A 15035-nucleotide genomic window follows, 5' to 3' on the forward strand; every position below is an offset into this window, starting at 1 on the left:
GGCATGCGGCCCGACCCGGACGACCCCGTCCCCCTCGACGGACTCGCCGCCCTGCACCGCCGGCTGACGGAACTGGGATCGGTGGTCGTCGCCTTCTCCGGCGGCACGGACTCCGCCCTGCTGCTGGCCGCGGCCGTGCGCGCGCTCGGCCCCGGCCGGGTGCTCGCCGCCACCGGGGACTCGGCGAGCCTCTCCCACCGCGAACGGGACGGCGTACGGGAGATCGTCCACGAACTGGGCGCACCCCACACCTTCGTGGCCACCCACGAGATGGAATCCCCCGGCTACCGCGAGAACTCCCGCTCCCGCTGCTGGTTCTGCAAGGACGAACTGGTCGGCCGGCTCGTCGCGGTGGCTGCCGAACACGGCCTCGCCCACGTCGCCACCGGGACCAACGCCGACGACCTCACCGACCGCTTCCGCCCGGGCATCCGGGCGGCCGCGGCCCACGGCGCGGTCACCCCGCTGGCCGACGCCGGCCTGACCAAACGGCAGGTCCGCGCCGCCGGCCGGCACTGGAACCTGCGCACCTGGGACAAGCCCGCCGCACCCTGCCTCTCCAGCCGGGTCGCCTACGGCCTGGCCATCACCCGCGAACGCCTCGCCCGGGTGGACGCCGCCGAACAGGCCCTGCGCGACGGCCTGCGCCGCGCCGGCATCGCCAGCTACGACCTGCGGGTCCGCGACCTGGGGCGGCGGGCGCTGATCCAGGTCGACCCGGCGGCCGTCGAAGCGGTCGCGGCCTGCGCCCCGGCGCTGGACGCCGTACGCCGCACCGGGTTCGCCTCCGTGGAGGTCGACCCCCGCGGATTCCGCTCCGGATCACTCAACGAGACCGAAGAGACCAGGGAACAGATCGGCCATGGATCGTGAAGAAGTCCACGCACTGCTGACGCGGGTCTCCTCGGGAGCCGAAACCGCCGAGGAGGCCCTGCGGACCCTGGTCCGCGGCCCCCTCGACGGCGGCGCCGACCGTTCGGGCACCCGGGACCTGGGCTTCGCCCGCCTGGACACCCACCGCGCCCTGCGCACCGGGGACCCCGAGGTGGTCTACGGCGCGGGCAAGACCCCGGAGCAGACGGTCGCCCTGCTGGAGGCGCTCCGCGACCAGCCGGGCGGGCGCTCCGGCCTGGCCACCCGCCTGCCCGACGAGGCGCTGGAGGCGGTCTTCGCCGCCTTCCCCGGGGCCCGGATCGACCCCGTCGCCCGCTGCGCCGCCGTCGGCCCCCCGCGCGAAGGCGCCGGCGGCCGGGTCCTGGTGGTCACCGCCGGCACCTCGGACGAACCGGTGGCGCGCGAAGCGGCCTTCGTGGCCCGGGAGTTCGGCTGTGACGTCGACCAGGTGCGCGACGTCGGGGTGGCCGGCATCCACCGGCTGCTGGCCGTCCGCGACGAACTCGACGCGGCCGACTGCCTGATCGTGGTCGCCGGCATGGACGGGGCCCTGCCGAGCGTGGTCTCCGGGCTCGTCGGCGCCCCCGTCATCGCGGTCCCGACCAGCGTCGGCTACGGCGCGGCCTTCGGCGGCATCGCTCCGCTGCTCACCATGCTCAACTCCTGCGGTCCGGGCGTGGTGGTGTGCAACATCGACAACGGCTTCGGGGCGGCCGTCGCCGCCGCGCGCATGACCCGTCGTACGGCGGTGAAGCCGTGAGCGCGGCGACCGACGCCTGGTTCGACTGCTCCTCGGGAGCCTCCGGCGACATGCTCCTGGGCGCGCTGCTCGACGCGGGCGCGCCCCTGGACGAGGTCCGGCGAGCCGTGGACGCCGTGGCCCCCGGCGAGATCACCCTGCGGGTGGAGCGCGTCACCCGGTGCGGGCTGGCGGCGACGAAGGTCCACGTCGACACCGCGCACGACGCCGCTCACGACGCCGCTCACGACGCCGGGCATGACCCCCATCACGATCACGACCACGACCACGACCACCATGACCATGACCACGACGACCACGACCACGACCACCCTCGTCCCGGTCACTCCCACCACCGCACCTGGGGCTCCATCCGCGCCACCCTCGCCGCCGCCGACCTCCCCGAGGCGGTACGGGAGTCGGCCCAGTCCGTGTTCGCCCGCCTGGCCCGCGCCGAGGCGGCCGTCCACGGGATCCCGGTGGACGACGTCCACTTCCACGAGGTCGGCGCCCTCGACGCCATCGCCGACGTCGTCGGCGTGTGCGCGGCCTTCCACGCCCTGGGCCTCACCACCGCGACCGCCACCCCGCTGGTCCTCGGCAGCGGACGGGTCCGCGCCGCCCACGGCGACATCCCCGTCCCCGTACCGGCGGTCCTGCGCCTGCTCGCCGACCACGGCGCCCCGGCCCGCTCCGGCGAACTCCCGTACGAGATGTGCACCCCGACCGGGGCGGCGCTCGTCCTCACCCTCTGCTCCGCCTGGGGCGCCATGCCCCCGCTCACCCTGAGCGCCCTCGGCACCGGGGCCGGCTCCCGGGACCTGCCCGGACAACCGAACGTGGTCCGCGTCGTCCTCGGCACCCCGACCGGACCGCCGCCGCCCGCCGTCCCGGAGACCGGCACGGAGGCGGTCGTCGTCAGCGCCAACGTCGACGACCTCGACCCGCGGATCTGGCCCCAGGTCCTGGCGCGCCTCATGGCCGTCGGCGCCTCGGACGCCTGGCTCACCCCCATCCTGATGAAGAAGGGCCGCCCCGCCCACACCCTGTCGGTGCTCTGCCCGCCCGCCCTGCTGCCCCTGGTGCGCGAGACGATCACCACCGAGACCTCCACCATCGGCACCCGCACGCACACCGTGGCCAAGAGCGAACTGGAACGCGCCTTCACCACCGTCTTCCTCGACGGCGCCCCCGTCCGCGTCAAGGTCGCCACCCTGCGCGGACGCACCGTCAACGCCCAGCCCGAGTACGAGGACGTGGTGGCCGCCGCCGAACACCTGCGGATCCCCGTCAAGACGGCCCTGGCCAAATCGATCGCCGCCGCACAGGAACCGGAGGCCTGAGCCATGAGGAACGTGATCGTCGTCGGCGCCGGACTCGCCGGCCTGCGCACCGCGGAAGCCCTGCGCGCCCAGGGCTACGAGGGCGGACTGACCCTCGTCGGAGCCGAACCCCACGCCCCCTACGACCGGCCCCCGCTCTCGAAGGCCGTCCTCGCCGGCGCGACCGACGACACCACCCTGCCCGCCGACTGGGACGCGCTCGCCTGCGCCCCGCGCCTCGGCGTACGGGCCCGTGCCCTGCGCCCGCACACCGGCCGGTCCGGCGGGGTCCTGGAGACGGACGCGGGCGCGCTGGAGTACGACGGGCTGGTCCTCGCGACGGGCGCCACCCCCGTCCGGCTGCCCGGCGAGGGTCCGCAACACGTCGTACGGACCCTGGACGACGCGCGCGGCCTGCGCGGCGCCCTCGCCCCGGGCGCGCGCGTGGTCGTCATCGGCGCGGGCTGGATCGGCGCCGAGGTGGCGGGCGCCGCCGCCGCGCGCGGCTGCCGGGTCACCGTCCTGGAGTCCGCCGCCGCCCCGCTCGCCGGCGCCCTCGGCACGGCGGCCGGGGCCCTGACCGCCCCCTGGTACGCCGAGGCCGGCGTCGAACTGCGCTGCGGGGTGGCGGTGGCCTCGGTGGACGAGGGCGGGCCGACCCTGACCGACGGCACCCGCGTCGAGGCCGACGTGGTCGTGACCGGCGTCGGGGCGCGCCCGGAGGTGGACTGGCTCGACGGCAGCGGGCTCGCCGTCGACCGCGGCGTCGTCGTCGACGCCTCGCTGCGCACCTCACGGCCCGAGGTGGTGGCGGTCGGCGACTGCGCCGCGTGGTGGTCGCGGCGGTACGGGCGCCGGCTGCTCGTCGAGCACTGGGACACCGCGCTGAACGCCCCCGAGACCGCCGCCGCGAGCCTGCTGGGCCACGACGCCGTCTACGACGCGGTGCCGTACTTCTGGTCGGAGCAGTTCGGGCGGATGGTGCAGTACGCGGGCCACCAGGCGGCGGCCGACCGGAAGGTGTCGCGCGGCGCGCCGGACGGCTCCGACCGGGCCGTGCTGTGGCTCGCGGGCGACCGGTTGGAGGCCGTCCTCACCGTCGACCGGCCGCGTGACCTCGTACAGGCCCGGCGACTGATCGCCGACGGCGTCGCGCTGGACGTCGACCTGCTCACCGATCCGGACGTGCCGCTGCGCAAGGCCGTCCGCACCTCCTAGGGCCTGTCGTCACACTCCCGCCTGCCTCCGGGCGACGACAGGAGTGTGACGACAGGCCCCAGTACCGCTGGTACCGCGCGACAGAACGAGAGAAGGAGAGACCCCCGCATGTCCGAACCCGCCCGCCCCGCGCCGACGACGCCCCGGTTCCGCTCGGTGCTCGACCGGATCGTGGGCTTCACACCGGCCAAGGCGGTCGTGTCCCCCCAGGGCCGCTCGTACCCGCTCGCCGCGAACGAGAACCCGTACGGGCCGCTCCCGTCGGTGGTCGAGGCCATCCGGGAGGAGGCCCTCGCGGTCAACCGCTACCCGGACAACCACTGCGTCGAGCTGATCGCCGCGCTCGCCGCGCGCCTCGGTGTCGCCGAGGACGAGATCGCCGTGGGCACCGGCTCGGTCGACGTGACCCGGATGCTCCTGGAGGCCGTCGCCGAGCCCGGCGCCGAGGTCGTCCACGCCTGGCGCTCCTTCGAGGCGTACCCCTTCCTGGTCAGGCTCTCCGGCGCGACGCCCGTCGAGGTCCCGCTGCGCGACGGGGCGCACGACCTGCCGGCGATGGCCGACGCGATCAACGCGCGGACCCGGCTGGTCCTCGTCTGCAACCCGAACAACCCCACCGGCTCCGTCGTGCGCCGCGGCGAGCTGGAGGCCTTCCTCGACCGGGTGCCCGCCGACTGCCTCGTGGTCGTCGACGAGGCCTACCACGAGTACGTCCGCGACGCGGAGGTCCCCGACGCCCTGACCCTGCGGGCCGGCCGGCCCCACCTGGTGGTCCTGCGCACCTTCTCGAAGGCCTACGGGTTGGCGGGGCTGCGCGTCGGCTACGCGGTCGGCCACCCGGTCGCGATCGCGGCGATCCGCAAGGCCTTCGTCCCCTTCGGGGTGAGCGGCCTCGCCCAGGCCGCGGCGCTCGCCGCGCTGCGCGCGGGGGCCGAGCTGAGCGCCCGGGTCGACGTCACGACGGCCGAGCGCGCCCGCGTCCGCGCGGGACTGACCGAGCAGGGGTGGAGCGTCGACCCCAGCGAGGCCAATTTCCTGTGGCTCCCGCTGGGCGAACAGGCCCTCGCCTTCGCCGCGCACTGCGCCGAGGCGGGGGTGGCGGTGCGGGCGTTCGCGGGCGACGGGGTGCGGGTATCGATCGGATCCGCGGAGGAGAACGACGCCTTCCTCGCGGCCACGGCCGCCCTTGCGGCGGTCTTCGCCGGGGACTGACCGGAGCACGGTGAACAGGCCGCCCGCCGGGGCAGCGCGTCACGCGCAACCTCGGCGGGCGGCCTTCGTTGGTTGCGGTGACGGGTTTCGAGGGCCCCGGCGGGGGCTTCCGGTTTGCCGCCGATTGGCTTGATGTTTGCCCTCCCGACGAGGACCCGGGGAGAGCCCGAAGGATGAGTTCAAGCCAATCGCCACATGACGGATCAGCTTTCGGTCATGGGTGCCCCACCAGCCACATGGCTTGTGCCGTGCCTCTTTTCTGTCAGCGACAGACAGGTAGGCTGCACAGGCTGGCCGGGCCCGGTCAGTGACGGGGGGAGACACATTGGGCGAGCGACTCAGTTTCAGAATTCTTGGTCCACTTATGGCCACCGTGGGGGAGCGGTCGGTTCCGGTAGGAGGTGCCCGGCAACGTACGATTCTGGCCCTTCTGCTCCTGAGTCCCGGGCGGATTGTGCCGGTTGACACACTCGTGGACGTAGTCTGGAACGGGAGGCCTCCGGCCACCGCGCGCACCCAGGTCGCGATCGTCATCGCGGCCCTGCGCAAGGCCTTCAAGACCGAGGGCGTGACCGACGAGGTCATCGCCACCGCGCATCCCGGGTACCTGCTGCGCGCCGACGGCCACGCACTCGACACCGCCACCTTCACCACCCTGGTGGCCGAGGCGGAGATCGCCGTACGCGAACAGAGGCCCGCCGACGCGGCCCGGTTCTACGCGGAGGCCCTCGCCCTGTGGAGAGGCCCAGCCCTGGCCGGGGTGACCGGCCAGCTCGTCGAGGACGAGGCGGCCCGCTGGGAAGAGGTCCGCATCAACGCCTACGAGGCGCTGACGAGTGTGCAGCTCGACCTCGGACGCCACCAGCTCCTGCTGCCCGAACTCGCCGCGACGGTAAGAGAACACCCTCTGCGCGAACGCACCCGCTACCACCTGATCCTCGCGCAGTACCGGTCGGGCCGGCGCGCCGAGGCGATGGAGAGCTTCAGGGAGGCGCGCCGCCAGTTCATCGACGAACTGGGCATGGAGCCGGGCCCCGAACTCCAGGAACTGCACGACGCGATCCTGCGCGACGACCCCTCACTGGGGGCGGCGCCCCTGGAGGCCGCGCCGGAGCCGGCGCCGACCCGGGGACAGGTCGTCCCCTCCGAACTACCGCCCGACGTACCCGGGTTCGCGGGGCGGAGCGAGGAACTCGCCTCCCTCGACACCCTGGTGGACGGCCAGGGCGACGACGGTGCGCGCACCCCCACGGTCGGCCTGATCACCGGGGTCGCGGGCGTGGGCAAGACCGGTCTCGCCGTCCGTTGGGCGCACCGGGTTACTGAACAGTACCCGGACGGAAGGCTGTTCGCCGACCTGCGCGGCTATGACGAGCACCACGCCCCGACCACCGCGGGCGACATCCTCAGCCGATTCCTGCGCTCCCTCGGCGTCGACAGCGACGACGTGCCCAACGGGCTGGAGGACCGGATCGCGCTCTACCGCAGCGTGCTCGCCGAACGCCGCGTGCTGATCGTCCTCGACAACGTCCGCACCTTCGCGCAGATCCGCCCGCTGCTGCCGGGCGGAGGCGGCTGCACGGTGCTGGTCACCAGCCGCGAGCAGCTGGAGCAGCTCATCACCTGGCCGCAGCGGGCCCGCGTCCACCTGGGCCTGCTGCCCGAGGAGGACGCCGTCGAGCTGCTGGGCCGGATCGTCGGCGAGGCCCGGGTCCTGGCGGCGCCCGCCGAGTCCGCGCGGCTCGTCGAGCTGTGCGACCGGCTCCCGCTGGCCCTGCGCATCGCGGCCGCCCGGCTCGCCTCGAAGCCGCACTGGACGGTGCGCCACCTCGTCACCCGGCTCACCGACGGCCGCCGCCGGCTGGACGAGCTGAGCCAGGGCGAGTCCCAGATCCGGGCCAGCTTCGAACTGAGCTACCGCTACCTGCACAAGGACGCCGCCCGGCTGTACCGGCTGCTGGGGCTGCTCGGCGTACCCGACTTCACGGCATGGGTCGGGGCCGCGCTGATGGACCAGGACGTCCTGGACGCGGAACGGCTCATAGAGCACCTGGTGGACGCGCAGTTCCTGGAGGTCGTCGGAGTCGACGCCACGGGCCAGCTGCGCTACCGGTTCCAGAACCTGATGCGGCTGTACGCGGACGAGTTGGCGCGGGCGGAGGAGAGCGAGGAGGACCGCCTGGAGGCCTGCGACCGGGTCTTCCGCACCTGCCTGACCATCGCGGAACAGGCGCACCGGCGGGAGAACGGCGGCGATCACGACATCGTGCACGGCGAGGTGCCGCGCCGGGAGATCGACGCGTTCCTGCTGGACGAGTTGGTGACGTCCCCCTTGGAATGGTTCGAGGCGGAACGTCTCTCTCTGGTGGCGGTCGTCGAGCAGTCGGCCCGGCTGGGCATGCACGATCTCGCCTGGGACCTCGTCAACACCATGCAGGTGCTCTTCGAGACGCGCAACTACCTGGAGGACTGGCAGGAGTGCAGCAACCACGCCCTCGACGCGGCGCGGGCTGCCGGCAACCTCCGCGGGCAGGCGGCCATGCACATGCAGTTGGGCGTGGTCGAACTGCGGCTGCGCCATCTCTCCGAGTCGGCCGAACGGCAGGAGACCGCCTTCTCGCTCTACCGAGAGGCGGGACACGCCCATGGCGGGGCGCTCGCGCTCAGCAACCTTTCGCTCATCGACCGGATCCGGGGGGACTACGAGCAGGGGATGGCGCGACTGAAGGAGGCGCTGCCGGTGTTCCGGGAGGAGGGCGACCGGGTGGCCGTCGCGTCCGCGCTCCACAACATGGCCCAGTTCGCACTCGACCAGGGCTGCCCCGAGTCCGCGCTGGAGCTGAGCCAGGAGGCCGTCAGGGTCTGCGAGAGCAATCCGGGCGGCAAGCGGGGCATGGCGTTGGCCACGTACAGGCTGGCCCGTTCCCATCACGCGCTGGGCCAGTTGGAGTCCGCGGAGAAGGCCTTCGCCGACGTCGTCCACCTCGTCAAGGAGAAGTCCGACCTGATCGGCCTCGCGTACGCGCTGCTGGGCCTGGCGGAGACCCGGAGGTCGGCCGGGGCGGTCGCGTCGGCGGAGGAGACGTACCTGGAGGCGCTGGACCTCTCGCGGCGCAACCACACGCCGTTGTTGGAGGGGCAGATCCGCCTGGGCCTCGGACAGCTCCACTGCGGCGACGACCGTACGGAGGAGGGCCGCGCGCACGTGACCGCCGCGCTCGCCATCTTCCGGGGGATCGGCTCCCCGCCCTGGGAGGAGAAGGCCGTCGGCGCGCTGCGGGAGCTGGACGCGGTCGCACCGGGATGAGGTCGGGCCGCGTAACCGGCCAATAACCCCGCGATAAGTGCGCTCCCTAGCGTCAACGCAGACGAGAAAACCGCCCAAGTTGTGGAGTCTGCGATGTCACGTACGGCCGGTGCGCCTTCCTTTGCCGTGATTCCCGGTGCCCAGGTGCACGAAGTCCTCGACGGCCGTGCGCCCGATGTGGTCGGATTGATCGAATCCGCTTATCGGGTGCACGGCGAGGGCGGGACGGTGAATCCGCCGTCCTATTTCCTGCGCTTTCCCGACCGTCCGACCTCGCGGATCATCGCGCTGCCGGCGTCCATCGGGGGAGAGGCGCCGGTCGACGGCCTGAAGTGGATTTCCAGCTTCCCCGAGAACGTGGCGGCCGGAATTCCGCGCGCCTCCGCCGTGCTGATCCTCAACGACCCGGAAACCGGCTACCCGATCGCCTGCCTGGAATCCTCGATCATCAGCGCGGCCCGTACCGCCGCCTCCGCCGCCCTGGCCGCCGACCGGCTCAGCCCGGCCGGTCGCCGCCCCCGCCGGATCGGCTTCTTCGGCGTCGGCCTCATCGCCCGCTTCATCCACCAGTACCTGGCGGGCACCGGCTGGGAGTTCGACGAGATCGGTGTGCACGACCTGTCCACCGAGCACGCCGAGGGCTTCGCCGACTACCTCGCCCGCTCCGGCGAGCAGGGTCCGGTCACCGTCCACGACAGCGCCGAGAAGCTGATCCGCGAGAGCGACCTCGTCGTCTTCGCGACCGTCGCCGGCACCCCCCACGTCACCGACCCGGACTGGTTCACCCACAACCCGCTCGTCCTGCACGTCTCGCTGCGCGACCTGTCGCCCGAGGTGATCCTCTCCGGCTTCAACGTCGTCGACGACATCGAGCACTGCCTGAAGGCCGACACTTCCCCCCACCTCGCCGAACAGCTCACCGGCAGCCGCGAATTCGTCGACGGCACCCTCTACGACGTGCTCTCCGGGCGGCTCGCCGTCCCCGAGGACAAGCCGGTGTTCTTCTCCCCCTTCGGACTGGGCGTCCTCGACCTCGCCGTCGGCCGCCACATCCACGACACCCTCCGCGAGCAGGGCCGCCTCGGCGTCGTCGAGGACTTCTTCCACGAGATGCGCCGCTACGGCTGAGTCCGCGCCGCACCCCCCACACGCCCTCCACGCGCCACGCCCCCCACACGCCCCCCACGCGCCACCCCCGCCCGGTCAGGCCCGGTCCCGAGCCCTCCGAGGAAAGAGAACCAGTGACCACACTGCTCGACACCACCACTCGGGCGCCGGCCGACGACGGCCGCCCCCCACTGCGCGTCCACATCGAGGAGACCCCCCTCGACCCGCACCCGCCGATGGAGCTGTACGAGGCCCTGCGGGCGCGGTTCGGGCAGGACGTCTTCCTCCTGGAGTCCCTGGAGAGCCCCGAGTTCGACGGGAACTCCGCCGTCGTCGGCTTCGGCCGGCTCGCCGAGCTGCGGATCCACCCCGGGCGGATCTCCGCCGTCGGAGTCCCCTCCGTACTGGCCCGCCTCTCCGAGGTCGCCGACCGGCTCGGCCTGGCCGTCGGCCCCGGCGGTGACCGTCTGTTCGAGCGCCCCGGGCAGGTCTGGGACGTGCTGCGGGCCGTTCAGGCCTCCTTCGACGTCGACAGCCCCCGCCCCGACTACGCCTTCGGCTTCCTCGCCACCATCGGCTACGGAGCCGCCTGGTACATGGAGGAACTGCCCGAGCGGCCCGCCTCCGCCGACGGCGCCCCCGACCTCGTCCTGACCCTCTTCCAGGACACCGTCTGGTACGACCTCGACGCCGGCACCGCCGTCCGCCTCGCGGCCCGCGCCGGGGGCGCCTTCGGCCCCGACGGCGGCCCCGCGGCGCGTACCGACCTCGCCGGGATCGTGGAGCGGCTCACCGCCGGCATGAGCGAGCCCGCGGGTCGCACCCCCGGGGCGCCCGCGCCGAGCGCCGTCCGCGACAGCACCGACGAGGCCTCCTTCCGGGCCCACGTGGAACGCTGCCTGCGCCACATCGGCGTCGGCGACATCTACCAGATCCAGATCGGCCACCGCATCGAGGTGGACAGCGCGCTGACCCCCGCGGACGTCTACCGGCGCCTGCGCGCCCGCAACCCCTCCCCGTACATGTACCTCGTCCCCCGCGACGGCTCGACGCTGATCGGCGCCAGCCCCGAGGTGCTCTTCCGGACCGAGGGCGACCGCATCGTCATGCGCCCCATCGCCGGCACCACCCCGCGCAGCGGGGACCCGGAGGTGGACCGTCCGCGCATCGAGGCCCTGCTCGCCAGCGAGAAGGAACGGGCCGAGCACGTGATGCTCGTGGACCTGTGCCGCAACGACATCGGCCGGGTGTGCCTGCCCGCCACCCTCGACGCCCCCGAGGTGATGACGGTCGAGACCTTCTCGCACGTCTTCCACCTCGTCTCCACCGTCGAGGGCCTGCTCGCCCCGGGGGAGGACACCTGGTCGGCGCTGGCCGCCACCTTCCCCGCCGGAACCGTCACCGGCGCCCCCAAGATCCGCGCCATGGAGATCATCTCCGAACTGGAGTGCGAACCGAGGAACATGTACGCGGGCGCCGTCGGCCTCGTCGACGTCCGGGGGTGGTCCCGCCTCGCCCTGTGCATCCGCACCGTCACCCACGACGGGTCGACGTACTCCACCCAGAGCTGCGCCGGCATCGTCGCGGACTCCTCGCCCGCCGCCGAGTGGCGCGAGACCCTGCACAAGATGGGAGCGGCCTACTGGGCGCTCACCGGTGAGGAGCTGCTGCCGTGAAGGTCCTGCTCGTCGACGCCTACGACAGCTTCACCCACATCATCGACCAGTACCTGCGCACCCTCGGCGCCACCACCGAGGTCGTCCGCTCCCGCACCCAGACCCCGGGCGCCCTCGCGGCGCGGCGCCCCGACGCCGTGGTCCTGGGCCCGGGCCCGGGACACCCCGCCGAGTCGGGCCACGTCGAGCTGGTGCACCGCTTCGCCGGGCGGGTGCCGCTGCTCGGGATCTGCCTGGGCCACCAGGCCATCGCCCTGGCCCACGGCGGCCGGGTGCGGGTCGCCGACCGGCTCAAGCACGGCAAGACCAGCGAGGTCACGCACGACGGCGCGGGGGTCTTCGCCGGCCTCGGCACCACCATGACCGCGACCCGGTACCACTCGCTCATCGTCGAGCAGCCCCTGCCGCCGGAGCTGATCGCCACCGCCCACGCGGTCGACGACGGCTACGTGATGGGCCTGCGCCACCGCACCCTGGCCGTCGAAGGGGTGCAGTTCCACCCCGAGTCGATCACCATGGTCGGCGGCATGCGGCTCCTGCAGAACTTCCTGACCACCGCACGGACCCCGTCCGCAGACACCCTCGTCGGGTGACAAAGGAGCATCTCGTGGAGCACGTGGATTCCTGGCGGGCCCTGCCCGCGGCACAACAACCCGAGTGGCCCGACCCCCGGGCCCTGGACACCGTACGGACGCGCCTGCGCGACACCGTCCCGCTGGTGGTGGCCGCCGAGTGCGAGCAGCTCAAGCAGAGGCTCGGCGCCGTGGCCCGGGGCGAGGCCTTCCTCCTCCAGGGCGGGGACTGCGCCGAGACCTTCGCGGACGTCCGCGAGGACTCCGTACGCCGCAAGGTGCGCACCCTGCTCCAGATGGCGCTCGTCCTCCAGTACGCCGCCTCCGTACCGGTCGTGAAGATCGGCCGGATGGCGGGGCAGTACGCCAAACCCCGCTCCAAGCCCACCGAGACCCGCGGCGGGGTGACCCTGCCCGCCTACCGGGGCGACGCCGTCAACGGCTTCCCCTTCGAGCCGGGGGAACGCGAACCGGACCCGGAGCGGCTGCTGCGGATGCACCAGGCCGCCGCCGGCACGCTGAACCTCGTACGGGCCTTCACCACCGGCGGGTACGCGGACCTGCGCCAGGCGCACGCCTGGAACCAGGACTTCGTGGCCCGCTCGCCCGTCGGCGAACGCTACGCGGCGCTCGCCACCCAGATCGACCAGGCCCTCAACTTCATGCGGGCCTGCGGGGCCGACGAACGCATCCAGCACGCCGTGGAGTTCTTCGTCAGCCACGAGGGGCTGCTGTTGGAGTACGAGGAGCCGCTGGTCCGGGAGGACCCGGTGACCGGGCGCCACTACGCCACCAGCGGTCACATGCTCTGGATCGGGGAGCGCACCCGCGACCTCGACGGGGCGCACGTGGAGTTCTTCTCGAAGATCGCCAACCCGATCGCGGTCAAGCTGGGCCCCACCACCGACTCCGACACCGTGCTGAGGCTGATCGAGCGGCTCGATCCCGAACGCGAGCCCGGCCGACTCACCTTCATCGTCCGGATGGGCGCGGGCCGGGTCCGCGACCGGCTGCCCGAACTGGTGGAGAAGACGGCCGCGGAGGGGGCGCCGGTGGCGTGGGTGAGCGACCCCATGCACGGCAACACCTTCGAGGCCCCCTCGGGCCTCAAGACGCGGCGCTTCGACGACATCGTCGACGAGGTGAAGGGCTTCTTCGAGGTCCACCGCGAGCTCGGGACCCATCCCGGGGGCGTGCACCTGGAATTCACCGGGGGAGACGTCACCGAATGCGTGGGCGGCGGCGAGGAGGTCAGTCTGGACGGACTGAGCGAACGCTACGAGTCCACTTGTGACCCCCGGCTCAACCGAACGCAATCGCTCGATCTGGCCTTCCTGGTGGCCGAAATGTATCGGGAACGCTGAGCCTCCGCTTCTCGCATTGTCGCCGTCGGGTCGGCGAGGGACTTTCAAGCGTCCCTCAGGCGGACCGAGGGCGGTGGTCAAGGGGGGTCCCGAAGTTCGTTATCGCCATCGGGACCCCCTCTGATCAGCGGTTATATCGCCATTATCGAAATCCTGTGGCTCCGATGTACGCAGCGATATCAGCTCGAAGCCGCCCCTTCCTAGTGTTCTTCTCACCGGAACAGACCGGAGCTCAAGCAGAAGCCGACGGGGGAGAACAGAAATGCAGATCACGTGGCGCACCCAGGTCAAGCGCATCACCATCGCGATCATCGCGGCGGTGGCCGTCGCGGGTGGGGCGCAGATCGCGAACGAGGGTGCGGCGGAGAGCGCGAGCAGCGTGACGGCGGACGCCACCATCCCGCAGGCTCCGGCTCGTCCGACCGCGACCGCGTCCGCGTCGCCGGACCACGACGAGTGGAACTGAGCCTCCACACGAACCCACCCACCGAGGGGATCCAAGTGACCACCGTCAGACCAGAACCGGCCGTACGACAGCGCACCTGGCCCGTCCTGCTGGAGACCCTGCTCGCCGGTCGGGACCTGGCCGCCGCCGACACCGCCTGGGCCATGGACCAGGTGATGCGCGGCGAGGCGACCGACGCCCAGCTCGCCGGCTTCCTCGTCGCCCTGCGCGGCAAGGGGGAGACGGTCGGCGAGTTGGAGGGCCTGGTCCGCGCCATGCTTCACCACGCGGTTCCCCTCGACGTACCGGGCGCCACGGTCGACGTGGTCGGTACGGGCGGCGACGGAGCCCGTACCGTGAACATCTCCACGATGTCCGCCATCGTCGCGGCCGGCGCCGGCGCCCGGGTCGTCAAGCACGGCAACCGGGCGTCGAGTTCGGCCTCCGGATCCGCCGACGTGCTGGAGGCGCTGGGCGTGACCCTGCGCCTCGCGCCGGCCCGGGTGGCGGCGCTGGTGGAGGAGGCGGGCATCACCTTCGCCTTCGCCCCCGACTTCCACCCGTCCATGCGCTACGCCGCCACCGTCCGCAAGCAGCTGGGGATCCCGACGGTCTTCAACGCGCTCGGGCCGCTCACCAACCCGGCCAGGCCCACCGCCCAGGCGGTCGGCGTGGCCGACGCGCGGCTCCTGCCCCTGATCGCCGGGGTGCTGGCGCGCGGCGGCGGCAGCGGACTGGTCTTCCGCGGGGACGACGGGCTCGACGAGCTCAGCGTCACCACGACCTCGACGGTGCTGAGCGTCGAGGGGGGAAGGGTTCGGGAGGAATCCTTCGACCCCCGCGACATCGGCATCCCGTTCGCCCCCGTGGACGCCCTGCGCGGCGCCGACGCCGTGTACAACGCGGCGGTGGCCCGACGGCTGTTCGCCGGCGGGGAGCGCGGGGCGGTGCGCGACGCGGTGCTGCTCTCGGCCGGCGCGGCGCTGGCCGCGGGCGAGCCGGCGCGGGGCCGCGACGTCACCGAGCGGCTGCGGGCGGCGGTCGCGCGGGCGGCGGCCTCCCTCGACTCGGGGGCCGCCGAGGCCGTGCTCGACCGCTGGGTGCGCGCCGCCGCCGGACACGCCGAAGCGCCGCTCGCCGCCGCGGGGCGGTGAACGGCGACGCCCGCAGACGCCGCCG

At 73.1% G+C, this 15035-nt stretch carries 12 protein-coding genes; all 12 read left to right on the top strand.

Annotated features, from left to right (window positions below; all coding sequences use genetic code 11):
• Positions 1–3 precede the first annotated feature (3 nt).
• Positions 4–873 (top strand): ATP-dependent sacrificial sulfur transferase LarE, encoded by an 870-nt coding sequence (gene larE, locus ACZ6ZI_RS11770; protein WP_469518923.1) that lies wholly within the window; start codon positions 4–6, stop codon positions 871–873.
• A complete protein-coding gene (larB, locus tag ACZ6ZI_RS11775) occupies positions 863–1654 on the top strand; it encodes a nickel pincer cofactor biosynthesis protein LarB (protein WP_469518925.1) in 792 nt (263 codons plus the stop codon). The genes larE and larB overlap by 11 nt, the downstream gene beginning before the upstream one ends.
• Entirely contained in the window at positions 1651–2976 is a 1326-nt protein-coding gene (gene larC / locus ACZ6ZI_RS11780; protein ID WP_469518928.1) for a nickel pincer cofactor biosynthesis protein LarC, read from the top strand. The genes larB and larC overlap by 4 nt, the downstream gene beginning before the upstream one ends.
• A 3-nt stretch (positions 2977–2979) precedes the next feature.
• A complete protein-coding gene (locus ACZ6ZI_RS11785) occupies positions 2980–4173 on the top strand; it encodes an NAD(P)/FAD-dependent oxidoreductase (RefSeq protein WP_469518930.1) in 1194 nt (397 codons plus the stop codon).
• A gap of 108 nt (positions 4174–4281) precedes the next feature.
• Positions 4282–5385 (top strand): histidinol-phosphate transaminase, encoded by a 1104-nt coding sequence (gene hisC, locus ACZ6ZI_RS11790; protein ID WP_469518932.1) that lies wholly within the window; start codon positions 4282–4284, stop codon positions 5383–5385.
• Between the two features lie 364 nt (positions 5386–5749).
• The gene (locus ACZ6ZI_RS11795) at positions 5750–8692 is read left to right on the top strand and encodes an AfsR/SARP family transcriptional regulator (RefSeq protein ID WP_469518934.1); all 2943 of its coding nucleotides are present in this window, start codon (positions 5750–5752) and stop codon (positions 8690–8692) included.
• A 93-nt stretch (positions 8693–8785) separates the two neighbouring features.
• A complete protein-coding gene (sbnB, locus tag ACZ6ZI_RS11800; RefSeq protein ID WP_469518936.1) occupies positions 8786–9820 on the top strand; it encodes a 2,3-diaminopropionate biosynthesis protein SbnB in 1035 nt (344 codons plus the stop codon).
• 113 nt (positions 9821–9933) lie between these two features.
• Positions 9934–11475 (top strand): anthranilate synthase component I family protein, encoded by a 1542-nt coding sequence (locus ACZ6ZI_RS11805; protein ID WP_469518938.1) that lies wholly within the window; start codon positions 9934–9936, stop codon positions 11473–11475.
• Positions 11472–12068, top strand: a complete 597-nt coding sequence (locus ACZ6ZI_RS11810) for an anthranilate synthase component II (RefSeq protein WP_469518940.1) — start codon at positions 11472–11474, stop codon at positions 12066–12068. The genes ACZ6ZI_RS11805 and ACZ6ZI_RS11810 overlap by 4 nt, the downstream gene beginning before the upstream one ends.
• A 23-nt stretch (positions 12069–12091) precedes the next feature.
• Positions 12092–13411 (top strand): class II 3-deoxy-7-phosphoheptulonate synthase, encoded by a 1320-nt coding sequence (locus ACZ6ZI_RS11815; protein ID WP_363053039.1) that lies wholly within the window; start codon positions 12092–12094, stop codon positions 13409–13411.
• Positions 13412–13673: 262 nt separating this feature from the next.
• Positions 13674–13877, top strand: coding sequence for a hypothetical protein (locus ACZ6ZI_RS11820; RefSeq protein ID WP_469518942.1), 204 nt, complete (start codon positions 13674–13676; stop codon positions 13875–13877).
• Between the two features lie 35 nt (positions 13878–13912).
• A complete protein-coding gene (trpD, locus tag ACZ6ZI_RS11825) occupies positions 13913–15010 on the top strand; it encodes an anthranilate phosphoribosyltransferase (protein ID WP_363052702.1) in 1098 nt (365 codons plus the stop codon).
• The last annotated feature ends 25 nt before the right edge of the window (positions 15011–15035 follow it).

Source organism: Streptomyces sp. NPDC103540, from assembly GCF_055584445.1.

What these genes read in the sequence shown, in the direction of transcription:
- ACZ6ZI_RS11785 (WP_469518930.1), top strand. Translation starts at nt 2,980, where the DNA reads ATGAGGAACGTGATCGTCGTCGGCGCCGGACTCGCCGGCCTGCGCACC.
- ACZ6ZI_RS11795 (WP_469518934.1), top strand. Translation starts at nt 5,750, where the DNA reads ATGGCCACCGTGGGGGAGCGGTCGGTTCCGGTAGGAGGTGCCCGGCAA.
- sbnB (WP_469518936.1), top strand. Translation starts at nt 8,786, where the DNA reads ATGTCACGTACGGCCGGTGCGCCTTCCTTTGCCGTGATTCCCGGTGCC.
- hisC (WP_469518932.1), top strand. Translation starts at nt 4,282, where the DNA reads ATGTCCGAACCCGCCCGCCCCGCGCCGACGACGCCCCGGTTCCGCTCG.
- larE (WP_469518923.1), top strand. Translation starts at nt 4, where the DNA reads ATGCGGCCCGACCCGGACGACCCCGTCCCCCTCGACGGACTCGCCGCC.
- ACZ6ZI_RS11820 (WP_469518942.1), top strand. Translation starts at nt 13,674, where the DNA reads ATGCAGATCACGTGGCGCACCCAGGTCAAGCGCATCACCATCGCGATC.
- larB (WP_469518925.1), top strand. Translation starts at nt 863, where the DNA reads ATGGATCGTGAAGAAGTCCACGCACTGCTGACGCGGGTCTCCTCGGGA.